A 15,651-nucleotide genomic window follows, 5' to 3' on the forward strand; every position below is an offset into this window, starting at 1 on the left:
CACATTTAGCGAATACGGAGCGATTGAGACGTTTTAAGCTCTGCCCCATTAATTACCCGACCCGCTTTTAAATCGTCCTTAATCGCTTGTTTATCGTACTTTCGTACTGATTCAACTGTGTAATACTTCTGCGGTATCAACTGTTCATCAGTCAATTGCAGACTTGGTGCATTTCGTTGAATATTGAAACTAAACAAATCTGTTTTTACCTTTTTGCGATCCAAACGTTCCATATTATCTTGCAAATATGATTTCAAACTTTTAATTTTATTTTCAGCAACACGGCGCTTATCAGCTAAACGTTTTTCTTCTTTCTTATATCCTTCAACATCAGCAGTTAGATTTTGGATGAGGAAACCGATGTTGTTTGCTTTGATGTCAATTTCTTCATCGATTGCATCAAGCGTATCTAGCCAAGTATCTTCATCTAGATCCATGTCATAGACATGTTGCCAATTGCTTGTTAAGTCGTATAAATTCATCGTACTTCCTCCTGAAATTTGATATACGTTGTGTTTGGCGCTTTACGCCAATCGTCATGATATGAGCTTTCAAAATAATGAACTTCCTTGCCTGTATCTAATACAGCCCATGTCTCATATTTCTTTGTCATATATCGTTCTCCGTGTTATTCTTAGAGGGTAATTTGTCTCCAAGCTAATTACCCGAACGTCTGACCAGTGCCATGGTTAGACGTTTTTTCGTGTCCGATTAAGTAATCAACTGATACATCAAAGTAATCAGCTAATTTGATTAGTACATCTATACGTGGTTCACGCTTTTCATTTTCATAGTTTGCAACTGTGCCATTTGATACACCAATAGCATCAGAAACATTTTGTAAAGTTTCATGCCTTTGTTTACGTAATTCTTTCAATCTCATTGTTCTGCTCTCCACTTGTATTCATACATCAATCCCTTGAGCGTATATGGTGAAATGCCAGTTTGTTCAGATACTTTTTTATACAACTCTTCGAGTTCGTTGCCTCGTGCATCTGGTTGCTTATCACGATATGACTTAAAAAATGACTTAAAAATTTTGTAATTAGCTTCCCACTTTTGGTGTATTTCTTTGTCATGCTTGCGTGACTTCGCTATTGAGTTTTCTTTTTTCCAACTCAATGTTCTATACCCATTTATGAGTTGCTTTTCACTACTAGCTGGCAAGCTCACTAAGTCTTTTGATTTTGAAAAACCATGATGTAAGTTGCCTACACCTGTTGATCCGATGTCATAATCTGCCATGTTATTTCCTCTCTAATAGTCGCTTATCAGCAGTTGCCTTACCGTCAGTGATGCATGTTAATCCATAGCTGATTGCTCGCATGATGCCTTTAATAAACCACCAAATTTGAACCCTGTATGTGTAAGCTAGATAGATTGCACACATCACGATAATCGTTGGCAAAATCGCTGCTAATGTCGCCATGCCTAGTAACTGAATGAACATTGCCACTTCTGCTAACATGTCTTACTCCTTTCTAATACCAATTGCTGAATTTACTGAAACGTACCACATCATGGTATGAATACGTGATAGTACGTTCATTAGGTGTTTTGTCAGGGACATTACGTTGGAACAATTCAGTGGGTTTAATCTTAAATCTGAAAGTGTTCACGCTTACCCCTAAAATCTTGCACGCTTCCTTTTGCGTGACCTTGCGGTTGTCATCTGGCATGGTTTGTCTCCTTTCTTTATTGCTATAATTAATTTTGTGAGTGTCGCAATTCTCCCCTACATTGATGAAAGGAAAAGTAACGTGATGTATAACAAAATACTTTCTCTTCTGAAAGATAACGTGGTTTTATCTATCACTATGTCATCTGGTAATGTCTTTACAGTTTTGGGTTATGAAAGAGCAGTTACCGAAAAAATTAAATCACCTGTAATTGCAGTTCGTACGACAAATAAAAAGTATTTATTATTTATCAATACTGACATGATAGAATCTTTTGAAATGATATCTAACGATCGCTAAAATATTTTTTAATCTGATTTTCCGTCATTGATCTTGGTTCTTTTTTATCTGTTACCAATTTTTGGAAAAGCATTTCATTTGCGAGATGAAGTGCTTTTTCTTTTTGTTCATAAGACAAGTCAGTCATGCCATTCAATCGTTCAAAAATATCCATTGCCAAGATGGCAGCTTTGTCTCCTCTTTTTACTTTATCTTCCACAGTGGTAAAAGCTGGTAACTTATAGTATGAGTGCATCTCTTACACCTCCAATTCAGTTTGTAAGTTCATTCTAAAATTTAAATTTAGCCTCAATACCCATATCCTTAGCTAAATCTTCCATTGCGTCAGTTAGTTGAGTGAAGTTATCTATGACACTTACGTTTAGACTTACATCTTCCGTTGTGTCATGTTTCAAACTGCTCATATCCGCTTCATGCATAGCGACTAGCAAATCATTAGATAATTGGATAATGCCGTATTTATCAGGTACAAGTGTTGTTGCTCGCACATAGTTGTCGGTTTGTAGTGCTGGGTGTGTTTTGTATTGAGTCATAATTAATTCTCTCTTTCAATTGTTGGTAAGATGTCATTTTCTTTCAGCAAGCTGTAGATAAATACACGTCCCTTTTGCGTCCATTTAGTATTCATTTTTACATCACTACTTCCATCTTTTTTGGTGATGTCAACCGTTGTGCTGAACGTATATCCTTTGTCTTGATACTTTGAATAAAGCACCCATTGACCGCCAATTTTGTATTGCACACCTAGATCATGTAACTTGTCATTCATTTGCTTAGCTGACCAGCCATAATCTTTTGCAATCTGTGTGATTGTTACTAATGATTTTGATTGCATGATTTTGTCATAATAATCAGCCTTAGGACGTGACTCTGAAACCTGTTGTGTGAGCAGTACGTTCTTCTCTCGCTCATTCTTTAATTCCGTTGCTACCTTGATTAAGGTGTCAGGGCTTAATAAGATTTCTTCAATCTTGTCATTTGTTAGATATGCGCCATGCTTGCGAATGCTTGGTAAGACTTCGGTTGTTACCCAATCTTGAAACTTATCAGCAACTGGACTATTTGCTTTAATTACTAACTTGTAAAATTGTGGCTCGGTAATAAAATCACCCTTGCTAATTTTCGACACTTCTGTCGAAAGTCCCAAATACTTATTAACTCTGTTCCAAATTGGATACACTGCACCATTTTTCTTTGTTTCAGAAATTCCAATTCCAATTGCTGCACTTTCTGCATCGAACATTACTTGTCCGTTTACTTCCTTGACTTTTAAGTTGTCAAAAACTTGAATATTGTTATTCATTGTTATTCCTACTTTCTTTGTTGTTATAATTTAGATAAATAAAATAACGAGGTGTACAACATGGTCTTTCAAAATTACTTAGTACTGCGATACTTACATAATAATCAACCCAGAAAATTAAAATGGTTTCCCGACAAAACTTATTTATTAAATAAGCGTTATGTCGTCCGTCATGTTATTAAAACGGAAAAAAATCCAAATACAGGTTCAAGTCAACATATATATGATGATCGTTATGAAATTACTGCAGATGGTGAAGATTACCTGCATAGAATTGAAGAAACCAATATGACATCGTTACGTTCGTGGATAGCTATTGTTATTAGCGCCATTGCTCTAGTTATGTCGTTTTTTTAATTAAGTATTGCGAATATTAAGGCGAGAACGGAAAGTATTAGTGCAATATCGCTAAGTATTCCGCTTCGTTGTTTGATGCTATACAGTTCAGCTTCTATCTTTTTATCTTTTTCACTTTGTGACATGTCGTTTCTCCTTATAAATCTGTGATATTAAACAACGTAAAAATCTTTTTACGAATCGCCTTGGATTTAGGTGAGTTCTCACCGTTAATTGCTCGATTGGTTTGACTAACACCCTCACCAATTAATTTTGCTAATTCGCCTTGGGTCATGTCGTTTCTATCCCAAAGCTCATCTTTAATACGCTTTTTTACTTTGCGTTTTAGAGCATCTTGCTCTTCTTCAATTGTTGTTGCAGTCATAGTGCAACCTCCTTTGTTTATTTGTGATAATATCTAATTTGTGAGTGTCGCAATTCTCCCCTACACTGATGAAAGGAAGTACATGACAATGGAATTGAATTTAAAATTAGCCGATGATGATAAATTCATTATTGAAAATAATCAATATGCCTTAGGTAATGGTTCGTACGCTGTAAGACAGGAAACACAAAAAGGTGCAATCATTATTGCTAGTGATAATGGAAACGGTACGATTAATGTTTCTTCTAATTTTGTTTTAAATCAAAACGGCACTGACATTACTATTGATTACACAAAGCCAAACCCTAACTTTGTTGACCCTGCAAAGTAATTTGACCATTAAGCGTTACTTTTTCTGATTTAATAATCATGTGACGCTTATCAATAATTTCGATTGAACATTTACCATCTGGCGATAGTTCAATCGTTTTTTGTTTACTCATCTTTATGACCTCCTTTCTGTTTATTTATTATCAAGTTGTTGATTAAAATTAGCATTCGTGCTAATATAATTGCATAGAAAAACAAACGCAGAAACCCTATATATCAACATTCGCTCGCCAAAGCTTTGATTATTTTAGGTCTGTTTTTTGTTGCTCAATTACTTGATAAATATATTATTGCGCACTTGTGCTAATAAGTCAACTTTTTTACGCATATTTGCTAATTATATTTGTCTACTCAGGAGAAATACTGATATGACAACGTTTGAACGTATAAAAGAAATTTCGAAAAATAAGGGTTATTCACTTTCTAAGTTAAACGACCTTGCAGGGTTAGGAACCAACAGCATCTACCATTGGCGTGACAAAACTCCTTCAACAGATTCTCTGAAAAAAGTTGCTGACGTCCTTGGCGTATCAGTCGACTACCTATTAGGTAACACTGACGATATGCACGCTAATAAAGATAAGGATATGCCAGTTGATTTAGAAGAGACACTAAGTAAACTTGGCCCTTCTGTTTCATTCGGTGGTAAAGAGCTTACTGATGATCAAAAGCTAAAATTATACGAAATGGCAAAGTTGATGTTTGGTGACTAAATGAATGAAGAATATTTAAAAGATGAGCTTCTTGCTCTAGCATATCGACAAGATATTGATGTTTTAGACATTGATACCAGTGATGAATATGCACCAGATATTGCTTTCCCTTTTATTAGAAAAATCATGATGAACCCTAATTTTTCAACTAGTTATAAATATTGTTTCCGTTTAGCTCATGAAGTCGCTCATATTCTATATGGTGATAATAGTTCACTACCCTATTACAGATTTTCCCCATTATTTATGAAGGTTGAAGAAAACTCTGCCAATAACCATGCAGTTGAAATGATCGCTAATATTGTTTACAGAGATGTACCACTAGAACAGCGAAATTGGCTAGATTTTATGAACTCATTAGGTTTACAGTCTCACTTTGAAGAGTTGGTTAAAGAAGTTATTTACAAATAAAAAACCACCTATTAAGGTGGCATACATAGTTGGTTTGAACCATTAGTTAAAGATTTTATTTATGAATAACAATGTAATATCGAAAGGAACTAGTTTTGAACGATGAAAGAAAACCACCTAATGCCATATTAAATGTGATAGTTACCGCTACTATAAGTACCGTTATTGGTTTGGTGATTAATAAAATATCGCATTTAAATGTAAATATAATAATTCTGATAGTCTTTATTACTGCCTTTGTTTTAGCCGTTTACTATGCATTTTATTGGTATAATCAAACAAAAATACTTTCAGCTAGTCTATCAGATAAAGAAATGAAATTAGCAGAGAAAAATAAACAGCTAGAAGCAGAAAAAAATTTAAACGACGATTTTGCAAAAGATATACGAAATCTGCAAAGCAGAATTAGTACATTGCAACCTATTGATGAATCGCCATTATTAAAAATCAAAAAAGTACGCGATGGCTATAATTTTAATTCTGAAATAACACAAGACTAGACCCAATCAATTTTACTTTCCATATACGGAACGTAAATAATTGCTTTACCATTATCCGTGTCTATTCGAACTGATATTAAATCTTTATTAATCATCCATTCCAATATTTCCAACACATTTGGTTTTAGTTCAGAATTCGCATTTTTAAATTCAACCATTGAAAGGAACCTCCTTATGAATTTTTTTGAGCCAAAAATAACTAACTTAAGACTATACGGATTTGCAAATAACCCAGACGAGAAAACTACTAGTATAGTTAGTATAACTAATCAAGAAAACAAAGCCCAATTAAAGTTTGATTTCCATTTGCTATATATTAAGCCAAAAGGAAAATATATATTTAAGATGAGAATACTCAATCGTAATATTGAAATACTTAGTGATCAAATTCCATTTGAAGCTAATTTGGGCGAAAATGAAAATGATAAGCGAATAATTGGAGATTGTTTTGCTACTGGAATGAACCTAACAGCAAAACAAGTTGCATTCAGTGAGGGACCTCATAAATTCATTTTAACACTATGCGATTTAGAAGATAACGTTCTTGATGAAAAAGATGTTTACTTTTATGTTAAATTAACCGAATGAAATTACGTGCAAACCTGAACCACGTTAAAAGCTGTTTAAGGAGTATGTTTCTTATGGATAAGCCACAAGAAAATCGGGTTTTAGGTATTATTTCTATCGTTTTGGGTGTGGTAGCATTGGTGTTTTCTTGGATGCCATTTATTAACAATATGGCAGCAGTTATAGCTATCATTGGTTTAATACTGGGGATTGTCGCCTTAATTATAAATCGCAAACATAAAAAGCTTATGGCTTGGTTGGGTGTCATTTTTTCTGCTGTCGCCTTTGGTATTGTGTTAATGACACAATCGGCATTCGAAAAATCATTTGATGATACCTTTGATACTACAAGTTCAAGCGAAAATTCATCTAAAAAATCAGAAAATGCTGAAAAAGTTTCTACTAAGAAATCTGATGACCCTTCAGATAGAAAGTGGACTTTGAAAAACAACGTTTTTGACGCTGGCAATATGACTTACAAAATTACCAAATCAGAATTAATGGATAGTGCTGCAGAAGACGGTTCAAAAACATTGGTTCTTCACATGGACGTAACAAACAATGCAAAAAAGAACATGGATCCATCGAATGTCTACATGGTATTACACGCGTTCCAAAAGAATGACACATCACGAGTTCAATTAAATCCTGGTACAGTCGCTCTTGATGAAAACGGTAATAGCCCTATTCAATCTGAAGAAGACGCTTTGAACAACGATTTATTGCCTAGCAAAACCGCTCAAGTCGCTGTGTCATTTGATTTAAAAAACACTAATGATGTTGAAGTTGAATTTTCAAATTCTGACTTTAAGGTAATCGGAACAAAGACGTATAAGGTTCAATAAAATAAAAAAACACGCACACCCTCCATCGCCAAACTTGAGGTGTACGTGCATTCCCATATTAACAAGCGTTTTATGCGCTTTATTTAACGTATCTAGTATACCAGACCTAGACACGTCTTTAAACTATCTATATTTTTTCAAGAAGGGTTAGGTTTAAACTAATGTCAGTTGAAAAACAAAGCAAAACTTGGCGCGCAATTGTCAGCTATCAAGTTGATGGCAAACGTAAAAAAGCCACTAAAGGCGGTTTTAAGTATAAATCAGAAGCCCTAGCTTATGAAACAATGCTTAAAGCAAAACTCAATCAGGGCTATGATATTGAGTCTAGTAAGCAATTGTTTACAGAGTTCTATGATACCTGGTTAGATAATCATATTAAGTCAGGTATTAAACAACAAACGATTGCCAATCACATCGCTACACAGACTATCGTTCACGAGCATCTACAAGATGTTACTTTGGAGCAAATGAACCGCAAAAGGTATCAGCAGTTCTTAGATGATCTAAGCACAACGAGAACGGCTAGTTCAGTACATCAAATATCAATGCGTGTTGGTATGTGTTTAAAAGAAGCTTTTAGTGATGGGATTATCAAAACAGATCCAACGTTTAATCTTAAATTCAAAGGTGCTCATGATAGCAAACCGACTGATCTAAAATTTTTAGAAGAAGATGAGTTTAATAAGTTGGTTAAATACATTGAAAATAGCCCTATGACTGCACCTAATTTCATGATTTACACTGCTGCCCTTTCAGGAATGCGAGCAGGAGAAGTATTGGCGCTAACTTATAATGACTTTGACGTTAAGAATAATAAAATATTAGTCACTAAATCAAAGACTAATCGAGTCCCCTATCAATACACGGCACCAAAGACGAAACAGTCTGTACGTGAAATAACCATGCCAACATATTATTTTGAACAATTAGAACAATTTAAAAAGATGTTTCCAAATACAGATGAACATATATTTGGTGAAAAAACTTCGCAGTCAGTACCAAGTTATCGTTTGAGGTGTCTTACAAAAAAGCTAGATATTAAGCCTATTTCTTTTCATGGGTTGCGACATAGTCATGCAAGTATTTTAATTAACAACGGTGTTGATATTGCTTATGTCAGTGAAAGATTAGGTCATAGTTCGATTAGTGTAACCCAAAAAGTTTACTTTCACTTTCTTAAAAAAGCACGAGAAAATGAAGAAGAAAAGATGCTAAATGTGTTCAAAAAATAGTTCCCAAATAGTTCCCTAGTTCCCAAAAGTTCCCTAATTTTGATATTTGTCGATAATAAATGATACTAAATAACACTACAAAAAACGCACAAAAAAACCGTCGCATAGGCATTTAGCACTATGTAACGGCTTTTGTAAGGAATTGCAATTAAGCAAGACCATATTTCTTGTTGAACTTATCAACAGCACCATCTGCAGTAGTAAACTTTTGCTTACCTGTGTAGAATGGGTGTGAATCTGAAGTAATTTCAACACGGATCATTGGGTAAGTAGCACCCTCAAATTCGATAGTCTCGTCAGAAGTACGAGTAGAACCTGACAAGAACTTGTAACCAGTAGTTGAGTCAACGAATACCACTTGGTGGTAATCTGGATGAATTTCAGCCTTCATTATTTTCTCCTTATTGCCCTGGTTTTATAAAAACCAGAGTCAGATTATTTAACTAGAATATAGTAACATAAATAACCAAAAAATGATAGTTTTTCAATATAAACCAGCCAAAAAATTGATTAATTTCTTTACCAACAAAGCGTCTATTCTTCGTCTGATTTAAGCACAGCCATAAAGGCTTCTTGTGGCACTTCCACAGTTCCAACAGCTTTCATGCGCTTCTTACCACGCTTCTGCTTATCCAACAATTTTGCACGACGGTCTGGATCACCTGTATGAATTCGCGAGGTAACATCCTTACGATAAGCCTTAATTGTTGAACGAGCAACAATTTTTGATCCCACAGCAGCTTGGACTGGAATTTCAAAGTTTCGTCGTGGAATAATTTCCTTTAATTTCTTCGTAATCACACGAGAACGTTCTTGTGCAAAATCACGATGCACAATAAAGCTCAATGCATCCACTTTTTCATTATTCAATAGAATATCTATTTTAACTAATTCAGACTGACGGTATCCTGATAATTCATAATCTAGTGAAGCATACCCACGTGTATTTGATTTCAATTTATCAAAGAAATCAAAAATAATTTCTGATAATGGCATGTAATATTTAACATTAACCCGATTTGCATCCAAATAATCCATGGTATCAAATTCACCACGCTTTGACTGTGCTAACTCCATAACCGCACCGACATAATCATTAGGTACCATAATTTGTGCCAGGACAAATGGCTCTTCGATATACTTAATCTCTGATACCTCAGGTAATTCTGATGGATTAGCAACCTCCACCATTTCACCATCTGTTGTATAAGCATGATAAGTAACTGACGGCGCCGTTGTAATGAGATCTAAGTCAAATTCACGCTCCAAACGCTCTTGAATAACATCCATATGCAACAAACCTAAGAATCCAGTACGGAACCCAAAGCCAAGTGCTTGTGATGTTTCTGGTTCAAATTCAAGCGAAGCATCATTTAATTGCAGCTTTTCCAATGCATCTCGTAGATCATTATATTTTGCATTATCAGTTGGGTATAATCCAGAATAAACCATCGGTGTCATTGGCTGATAACCAGGCAATGGTTCCGTGGCTGGTTGCTTCACGTGCGTCAATGTATCTCCAGGACGCGCATCACGAATATTCTTAATTGAGGCTGCCACGTAACCAATATCTCCAGCCATTAATAACTCACGTTTAATTGGCATAGGTGAATTAACACCAACCTCGGTCACTTCGTACTCTGCCCCCGAGTTCATAAACTTAATTTTTTCACCCGGACGCAACACACCACTCATCACTCGAACGGTCAAAATAACACCTCGATATGAATCATAGGCCGAATCAAAAATTAAGGCTTGTAATGGCGCATCAAGATCACCTTGAGGCGCTGGAACATCAGTCACGATTTTTTCCAAAAGTTCTGGAATGCCAACCCCTTTTTTGGCTGAGGCCAACACAGCATCAGAGGCATCAATACCGATTACATCTTCAATTTCTGTACGCACTGCTTCAGGATCAGCAGCTGGTAAATCTATTTTATTAATAACGGGTAAAATTTCTAAATCATTTTCAATCGCTAAATAAACATTTGCCAAAGTTTGAGCTTCCACCCCTTGGGCTGCATCAACAACTAAAATTGCACCGTCAGCAGCTGCCAATGAACGTGACACCTCATAAGAAAAGTCCACATGGCCTGGTGTATCAACTAGATGAAAAATGTAATTTTCACCATCTTTGGCATGATAGTGCACCTCAACGGCATTCATTTTGATCGTGATACCACGTTCACGTTCCAAATCCATCGTGTCTAGTAATTGATCTTGCATCTCTCGCTCAGTAACCGTATGAGTTGCTTCTAAAATACGATCTGAAATCGTCGACTTCCCATGATCTATATGGGCAACAATACTAAAATTACGGATATGTCTTTGGCGCGCCTGCATTTCTTCTATATTCATTATTGCGCTCCTATTCTTTGTATTTTCTGTCCATACTATTATACAAGTATTCTTATAATCATGGTAGTGTCCTAATGGTTATTCTTGTCCTTTAGTTTATCCGTTAATGATTTAGCTTTTCTCTCGACTGATTTATCAAACTTTTTTTGGCGATACTGTGTATACCCAAATAGAATGAGTAGCACCAAGATAATAATTATTTCAATCATTCTTCACATTCCTTTTATTATAAATATTTAATATTTTTTATTTTAAATTGGTCTTCAATTGTATTTTACTCTATTTTCCATTACACTCAATTTAAACAACTCAATCTAAAAGGAGGCATAGCTATGGCTAATTTGCCAGAAGTACAACAATCTGAAGCCAGTGGTGAGGAAGTGACGCAAAGTCGTTCAGAACAACATCAACTTCCTCATAAGCCAATCATTTCATATTTTGTTCGTAAATTATTGGCTACTGCTGGTGTTATTTCAATTATTTTAGGAATTTTTGCCTTTGTCTTTAACCCCGAGTGGTTATTAGCGGTTTCAATACTATTTGGATTATTTTCAATTTTCATTGCTATCATTGATCTAATGTTATTTCGTAACAGTACCTATTTACGTGGTTCACACCTAATGAGTGCCCTGTTAAGTCTTGTAATGGGATTGGTTCTCTTATTCCGCCAAGACGTTGCGAAAGACTTTATTGGACTCGTATTCGGCTTTTGGATTCTATTTAATGCAACTAGTAATTTAGCCCAAACATGGGTACCTGAATTACTAGTCGGTTGGCAACGTTTAGTCGGCTTGGTAATTGGTGCCGTTGGTCTTTGCTTAGGATTGTTCTTGGTACTGTTCACAGGATACTCAACCCATGATATGCAAATTATTTTAGGAATTTATACTGATCTATTAGGAATCTTCTTCTTACTAGTTAGTTTCTTTAGTCGCAAGAATGACTTAAATAAACCAGCATAATACCTAAATCACAAAAAGACAGAACGCTTCATCAAAGTGATGATGCGTTCTGTCTTTTTTATATAATTACAACCTAGTATTGTTACAAAATAGGCGTTAACAATCTAGAGAAGCATTGCTTAAATCGTAACCATGGTGACTGTTTAGCAAAATATTTTGGCGTTAACAACGTTGAATTTTCCAAATCTTTCTCAAAGATATGATTCATTTGTAACGCTAAGTTCCGACTATAAAGAAAGGCATTTACCTCAAAATTTAGTGCAAAAGAACGAATGTCCATGTTGGCACTACCAACTGATACAATTTTATCGTCAATCACAATTGTCTTAGAATGCAGGAATCCTTTATTGTAAGCATAAACTTCAATACCTTCCTGAGCCAATACACTAGCGTAATACTCAGTCGCCCGATAAACAAACATATGATCTGGCTTTGACGGAATCATCACACGGACTCTGATACCTGACCTAGCAGCAATTTCAATCGCGTCCATAATAGCTGAATTTGGAATGAAATATGGCGACTGAATCGTAATACTCTCATGTGCCATAGAAATCATCCGTAAGTAGCCTTGGTAAATTTGTCTCGTATCGGCATCAGGACCTGAAGAAACAACTTGCATCGCCACATCACCACTTGCATTAATGGATGGGAAATAATTTTCACTGAACTCTACCTTTTCATTATCGGTCGTTGCATTCCAATCTGTGAAAAAGCGACTTTGCATCGCTAGAACGCCATCCCCGACTATCCGAAGATGCGTATCACGCCAATAACCAAACTTTTTTAAGCGCCCCAGATATTGATCACCAACATTAAAGCCACCGATATAACCAATGTTACCATCAATAATCACTAGCTTGCGGTGATCATGATTGTTAACATGTAATGAAAATAAATGCCACTTTGGCATTAGAAACGCTTCAACTTTGCCACCAGCTGCTCGCAATCGCTTATACATTCTTGAATTTCTACCACTAGATCCCCAGGCATCAAAAATGACTCGCACACGAATGCCAGCTTCAGCCTTTTCTGTCAATAAATCAACTAATTCATTGCCAATTTGATCATTATAAATGGTGTAAAATTCAACATTTATATGATGTTTTGCTGCACGAATATCAGCAAACATTTTTTCAAACATATCATTACCATCAGTTAAGACATCAACTTCATTCTGGTTGGTCAAAATTGCTTGTTCATTTTGTAAAAATAAACGAATGAATGACTGCTCTTCAACAAAGTGATTCGGGTCTACAGCTGACAGGACTTCTTGTTGCTGATTTTCTGCAATCCGATCAATCCCTAACGTCTGCTGTGTCTGCATCGTAAATATACGATCACCTGATAATTTACGACCAAATAAATAATAAATTAGGAATCCAACTATTGGGAATAATAGCAAAACTAACATCCATGCCCAGATAGACGTAATGTCACGGTAACGATCTCTAAAAACAGTTAAAATAGCAGCTAGCGTGTTAAAAATGAACACAAGCTCCAATATTAAAACTACCCAATGCTCAACCATACCCACACTCCTTCTGAATAATACTACTATTTTATCAGTTTTGTATCATCACAACATGATAAATTACGTATAAATTATCCATATTACTTTAATAAATGATGTTTTACTAGATATTGATGAGCTACTTTATCAGCTTGTTTATGTTGAACAGTAACCTGATAATTCATATCAATCATATCCTGATTGGTAATCTTACCATCTAAACGAGCCAAACTTTTCTTCACACTTGGATACTTTGCTAGGATGGCCCTTCTAACTAATGGTGCTCCCTGGAACGGTGGGAAATATTGCTTATCATCTTTCAAAGTCACTAACTTATACTGCTTCAATTGGGGATCGGTTGTATAAGCGTCAGTGACATCAATTTGTTTATTAACTAAAGCTTTATAACGTAAACTCGAAGACATGCTGGTAACTCGTTTAAATTGCAACTGATAGGCTTTTTTCATGCCCGGATATGAATCTTTTAATTCATAAAAATCATGGTCGAAACCAGCTGTCAATTGCGGTGACATTTTTGCTAAATCACTCGTTGTTTTCAAATGATATTTTTTAGCATCTGCTTTGCGAACGGCTAACGCATACGTATTTTGATACTTCATCGGTGCTAAATAAGTCAAGTCATCCTGTTCTTTCATCGCATGCTTAGCATCTTGAAAAGCTTGCTTAGGTTGATGGCTAACATGTTCTCCCTTGACTAACGTTTGTAAAACAGTCCCTGTAAATTCCGGATAAATATCAACGTCGCCACCCTTTAAAGCTTTATAAATAAAGGTTGTCCCACCAAAATTTGGCTTCAATTTGACATCTAAACGCGGATTATCTTCTTCAATGAGTTCCTTATACAGATTAATTAGAATTTCTGGTTCACCACCCAAATTACCTGCAATAGTAATTGTGCCTCTAGGTTGGACGATTGCTCGACCACCAAAATAGACACCACCTAACGCAACAAGACTCGCCAAAACAATCCCCATTTTCTTAAGAGACAACTTACCGATTAATTTGATTCCCCAAGAAAAAATAAGTGCCAATAGTGCTGATAGAATTGCCCCTAGGAGTAACTGTGCATTATCATTGGTTTGGATTCCAATCATAATAAAGGTTCCTAAACCACCACCACCAATCAAAGCTGCTAAGGTGGCTGTTCCAATGACCATAACTGTCGCAATGCGCAACCCTGATAGAATCATTGGCATAGCAAGCGGTAACTGGATTTTGAATAATTTAAATGACCGTGAAAAGCCAAATGCTTCGGTTGCTTCAGTCAAATTTGGGTCAATTTCTGTTAAACCAGCATAGGTGTTTTGAAAAATTGGCATAATTGCATACAATACCAACGCAATAATCGCTGGCACTGTACCAATACCAACAAATGGAATCAGAACTCCCAATACCGCTAAACTAGGAATCGTTTGGATAACACCTGCTATCTGTAAAACAATTTCACCAGCACGGCGATGCTTCATTAAAGCGATTGCCAGCGGTACAGCAATGACAGCTGCGATAAAAATAGCCGCTACTGAAAGTAACACATGTTCACGCAGTGCAACCAAAATATCTGTTGATTGCGTGGTAAATAAATTCATCAAATCATTTAACATGTCATCCCCCTATTGTTGGCCAATATACTGCAATACATCATCAGCTGTAACAACATACTGTTGATCAATAATGACTTGATCAACTTCACGTAATGCCATTGCTAATTCCTGAATGGTCTGTGTTGCTGATAATTGTGGCGTCTGTACGGGATACCCTGAACGTAGCGGATGTAATAATCCGGCTGACTGCATGTCTGAAATTAGGGTTACGCGTTGATTATCAAATAATGATGAAACTGTTTTATTCGCTGGTTCACTGATAATTTTGTTTGGTGATCCAACTTGTTCCAAATGACCGTTAACTAACACACCTATTCTAGTTCCTAGCCGTAATGCTTCATGCATATCATGCGTAACAAATAAAATAGTTGGTTTCAGTTCCTCATACAAATCCAAAATCAAATCTTGTAACTGCTTTCTTGATAATGGATCCAGGGCACTAAAAGGTTCATCCATTAAGATAATATCTGAACTGAACCCCGTAAGTTGGAGTAATTTCCAAAACTTACGGGGTTTTACTATGTTTTCAAAAGAAGTACAAATTGAAGCTGTCACAATGTATCTACAAGGTATTCCGCCTTATAAAATACGGAAA

At 35.7% G+C, this 15,651-nt stretch carries 26 protein-coding genes; 9 read left to right on the forward strand and 17 right to left on the reverse strand.

Annotated features, from left to right (window positions below):
- Nucleotides 1-5 precede the first annotated feature (5 nt).
- The 8 genes from NGR58_RS04250 to NGR58_RS04285 form a co-directional block, all read right to left on the reverse strand.
- Nucleotides 6-482, reverse strand: a complete 477-nt coding sequence (locus tag NGR58_RS04250) for a siphovirus Gp157 family protein (RefSeq protein ID WP_258088401.1) — start codon at nucleotides 480-482, stop codon at nucleotides 6-8.
- A complete protein-coding gene (locus tag NGR58_RS04255; RefSeq protein WP_258088402.1) occupies nucleotides 479-613 on the reverse strand; it encodes a hypothetical protein in 135 nt (44 codons plus the stop codon). The genes NGR58_RS04250 and NGR58_RS04255 overlap by 4 nt, the downstream gene beginning before the upstream one ends.
- Nucleotides 614-661: 48 nt before the next feature.
- Nucleotides 662-883: a helix-turn-helix domain-containing protein gene (locus NGR58_RS04260; protein ID WP_258088403.1), complete on the reverse strand. Its 222-nt coding sequence runs from the start codon at nucleotides 881-883 to the stop codon at nucleotides 662-664.
- Entirely contained in the window at nucleotides 880-1,245 is a 366-nt protein-coding gene (locus NGR58_RS04265) for a hypothetical protein (RefSeq protein WP_258088404.1), read from the reverse strand. The genes NGR58_RS04260 and NGR58_RS04265 overlap by 4 nt, the downstream gene beginning before the upstream one ends.
- A gap of 1 nt (nucleotide 1,246) precedes the next feature.
- The gene (locus NGR58_RS04270) at nucleotides 1,247-1,468 is read right to left on the reverse strand and encodes a hypothetical protein (protein ID WP_258088405.1); all 222 of its coding nucleotides are present in this window, start codon (nucleotides 1,466-1,468) and stop codon (nucleotides 1,247-1,249) included.
- 497 nt (nucleotides 1,469-1,965) lie between these two features.
- Nucleotides 1,966-2,214 carry a hypothetical protein gene (locus NGR58_RS04275; protein ID WP_258088406.1) on the reverse strand — a complete coding sequence of 83 codons (249 nt, stop codon included), beginning with the start codon at nucleotides 2,212-2,214 and terminating at the stop codon, nucleotides 1,966-1,968.
- 34 nt (nucleotides 2,215-2,248) lie between these two features.
- A complete protein-coding gene (locus tag NGR58_RS04280) occupies nucleotides 2,249-2,512 on the reverse strand; it encodes a hypothetical protein (protein WP_258088407.1) in 264 nt (87 codons plus the stop codon).
- Nucleotides 2,513-2,514: 2 nt separating this feature from the next.
- Nucleotides 2,515-3,282: a phage antirepressor KilAC domain-containing protein gene (locus NGR58_RS04285; protein ID WP_258088408.1), complete on the reverse strand. Its 768-nt coding sequence runs from the start codon at nucleotides 3,280-3,282 to the stop codon at nucleotides 2,515-2,517.
- Nucleotides 3,283-3,342: 60 nt separating this feature from the next.
- Between NGR58_RS04285 and NGR58_RS04290 the strand changes: the two genes are divergently transcribed.
- Nucleotides 3,343-3,639 (forward strand): hypothetical protein, encoded by a 297-nt coding sequence (locus NGR58_RS04290; protein ID WP_258088409.1) that lies wholly within the window; start codon nucleotides 3,343-3,345, stop codon nucleotides 3,637-3,639.
- A 136-nt stretch (nucleotides 3,640-3,775) separates the two neighbouring features.
- Here NGR58_RS04290 and NGR58_RS04295 read toward each other — a convergent pair whose 3' ends face one another.
- A complete protein-coding gene (locus NGR58_RS04295) occupies nucleotides 3,776-4,003 on the reverse strand; it encodes a helix-turn-helix domain-containing protein (RefSeq protein ID WP_153280090.1) in 228 nt (75 codons plus the stop codon).
- An 88-nt stretch (nucleotides 4,004-4,091) separates the two neighbouring features.
- Between NGR58_RS04295 and NGR58_RS04300 the strand changes: the two genes are divergently transcribed.
- A complete protein-coding gene (locus NGR58_RS04300) occupies nucleotides 4,092-4,334 on the forward strand; it encodes a hypothetical protein (RefSeq protein WP_258088410.1) in 243 nt (80 codons plus the stop codon).
- Here the strand turns inward: NGR58_RS04300 and NGR58_RS04305 are convergent.
- Nucleotides 4,309-4,446, reverse strand: a complete 138-nt coding sequence (locus tag NGR58_RS04305; protein ID WP_258088411.1) for a hypothetical protein — start codon at nucleotides 4,444-4,446, stop codon at nucleotides 4,309-4,311. The two genes, NGR58_RS04300 and NGR58_RS04305, sit on opposite strands and share 26 nt — an antisense overlap.
- 255 nt (nucleotides 4,447-4,701) lie before the next feature.
- Between NGR58_RS04305 and NGR58_RS04310 the strand changes: the two genes are divergently transcribed.
- From NGR58_RS04310 to NGR58_RS04320, 3 genes are all read left to right on the forward strand, one after another.
- Nucleotides 4,702-5,046, forward strand: coding sequence for a helix-turn-helix domain-containing protein (locus NGR58_RS04310; protein ID WP_258088412.1), 345 nt, complete (start codon nucleotides 4,702-4,704; stop codon nucleotides 5,044-5,046).
- A complete protein-coding gene (locus NGR58_RS04315) occupies nucleotides 5,047-5,457 on the forward strand; it encodes a hypothetical protein (protein WP_258088413.1) in 411 nt (136 codons plus the stop codon).
- A gap of 95 nt (nucleotides 5,458-5,552) precedes the next feature.
- The gene (locus tag NGR58_RS04320) at nucleotides 5,553-5,957 is read left to right on the forward strand and encodes a hypothetical protein (protein WP_258088414.1); all 405 of its coding nucleotides are present in this window, start codon (nucleotides 5,553-5,555) and stop codon (nucleotides 5,955-5,957) included.
- On the opposite strand, the gene NGR58_RS04325 is transcribed toward NGR58_RS04320, so the two are convergent.
- A complete protein-coding gene (locus NGR58_RS04325; RefSeq protein ID WP_258088415.1) occupies nucleotides 5,954-6,115 on the reverse strand; it encodes a hypothetical protein in 162 nt (53 codons plus the stop codon). The genes NGR58_RS04320 and NGR58_RS04325 overlap by 4 nt on opposite strands.
- A 16-nt stretch (nucleotides 6,116-6,131) precedes the next feature.
- Here NGR58_RS04325 and NGR58_RS04330 point away from each other — a divergent pair, with 16 nt between their 5' ends.
- The 3 genes from NGR58_RS04330 (at nucleotide 6,132) to NGR58_RS04340 (ending at nucleotide 8,601) form a co-directional block, all read left to right on the forward strand.
- Nucleotides 6,132-6,545 carry a hypothetical protein gene (locus tag NGR58_RS04330; protein WP_258088416.1) on the forward strand — a complete coding sequence of 138 codons (414 nt, stop codon included), beginning with the start codon at nucleotides 6,132-6,134 and terminating at the stop codon, nucleotides 6,543-6,545.
- A 53-nt stretch (nucleotides 6,546-6,598) separates the two neighbouring features.
- Nucleotides 6,599-7,369: a DUF5067 domain-containing protein gene (locus tag NGR58_RS04335; protein WP_258088417.1), complete on the forward strand. Its 771-nt coding sequence runs from the start codon at nucleotides 6,599-6,601 to the stop codon at nucleotides 7,367-7,369.
- Nucleotides 7,370-7,530: 161 nt separating this feature from the next.
- Entirely contained in the window at nucleotides 7,531-8,601 is a 1,071-nt protein-coding gene (locus tag NGR58_RS04340; RefSeq protein WP_258088418.1) for a site-specific integrase, read from the forward strand.
- A 148-nt stretch (nucleotides 8,602-8,749) separates the two neighbouring features.
- Here NGR58_RS04340 and NGR58_RS04345 read toward each other — a convergent pair whose 3' ends face one another.
- The 3 genes from NGR58_RS04345 to NGR58_RS04355 form a co-directional block, all read right to left on the reverse strand.
- Nucleotides 8,750-8,992, reverse strand: coding sequence for a type B 50S ribosomal protein L31 (locus tag NGR58_RS04345; protein WP_075269296.1), 243 nt, complete (start codon nucleotides 8,990-8,992; stop codon nucleotides 8,750-8,752).
- 143 nt (nucleotides 8,993-9,135) lie between these two features.
- On the reverse strand, nucleotides 9,136-10,959 hold the full coding sequence (lepA, locus tag NGR58_RS04350) for a translation elongation factor 4 (RefSeq protein WP_258088419.1): 1,824 nt from the start codon (nucleotides 10,957-10,959) through the stop codon (nucleotides 9,136-9,138).
- A gap of 71 nt (nucleotides 10,960-11,030) precedes the next feature.
- Nucleotides 11,031-11,168, reverse strand: a complete 138-nt coding sequence (locus NGR58_RS04355; RefSeq protein ID WP_258088420.1) for a hypothetical protein — start codon at nucleotides 11,166-11,168, stop codon at nucleotides 11,031-11,033.
- Between the two features lie 123 nt (nucleotides 11,169-11,291).
- Here NGR58_RS04355 and NGR58_RS04360 point away from each other — a divergent pair, with 123 nt between their 5' ends.
- On the forward strand, nucleotides 11,292-11,921 hold the full coding sequence (locus tag NGR58_RS04360; RefSeq protein WP_258088421.1) for an HdeD family acid-resistance protein: 630 nt from the start codon (nucleotides 11,292-11,294) through the stop codon (nucleotides 11,919-11,921).
- An 82-nt stretch (nucleotides 11,922-12,003) separates the two neighbouring features.
- On the opposite strand, the gene cls is transcribed toward NGR58_RS04360, so the two are convergent.
- From cls to NGR58_RS10210, 3 genes are all read right to left on the reverse strand, one after another.
- Complete coding sequence (gene cls, locus NGR58_RS04365) at nucleotides 12,004-13,452, reverse strand: cardiolipin synthase (RefSeq protein WP_258088422.1); 1,449 nt, start codon at nucleotides 13,450-13,452, stop codon at nucleotides 12,004-12,006.
- An 83-nt stretch (nucleotides 13,453-13,535) separates the two neighbouring features.
- Nucleotides 13,536-15,056, reverse strand: coding sequence for an ABC transporter permease/substrate-binding protein (locus NGR58_RS04370; protein ID WP_258088423.1), 1,521 nt, complete (start codon nucleotides 15,054-15,056; stop codon nucleotides 13,536-13,538).
- Between the two features lie 9 nt (nucleotides 15,057-15,065).
- Nucleotides 15,066-15,512, reverse strand: a complete 447-nt coding sequence (locus tag NGR58_RS10210) for an ATP-binding cassette domain-containing protein (RefSeq protein ID WP_345791594.1) — start codon at nucleotides 15,510-15,512, stop codon at nucleotides 15,066-15,068.
- Nucleotides 15,513-15,651: the final 139 nt, after the last annotated feature.

This window comes from Weissella fangxianensis (genome assembly GCF_024718545.1).
Lineage (GTDB): Bacteria > Bacillota > Bacilli > Lactobacillales > Lactobacillaceae > Weissella > Weissella fangxianensis.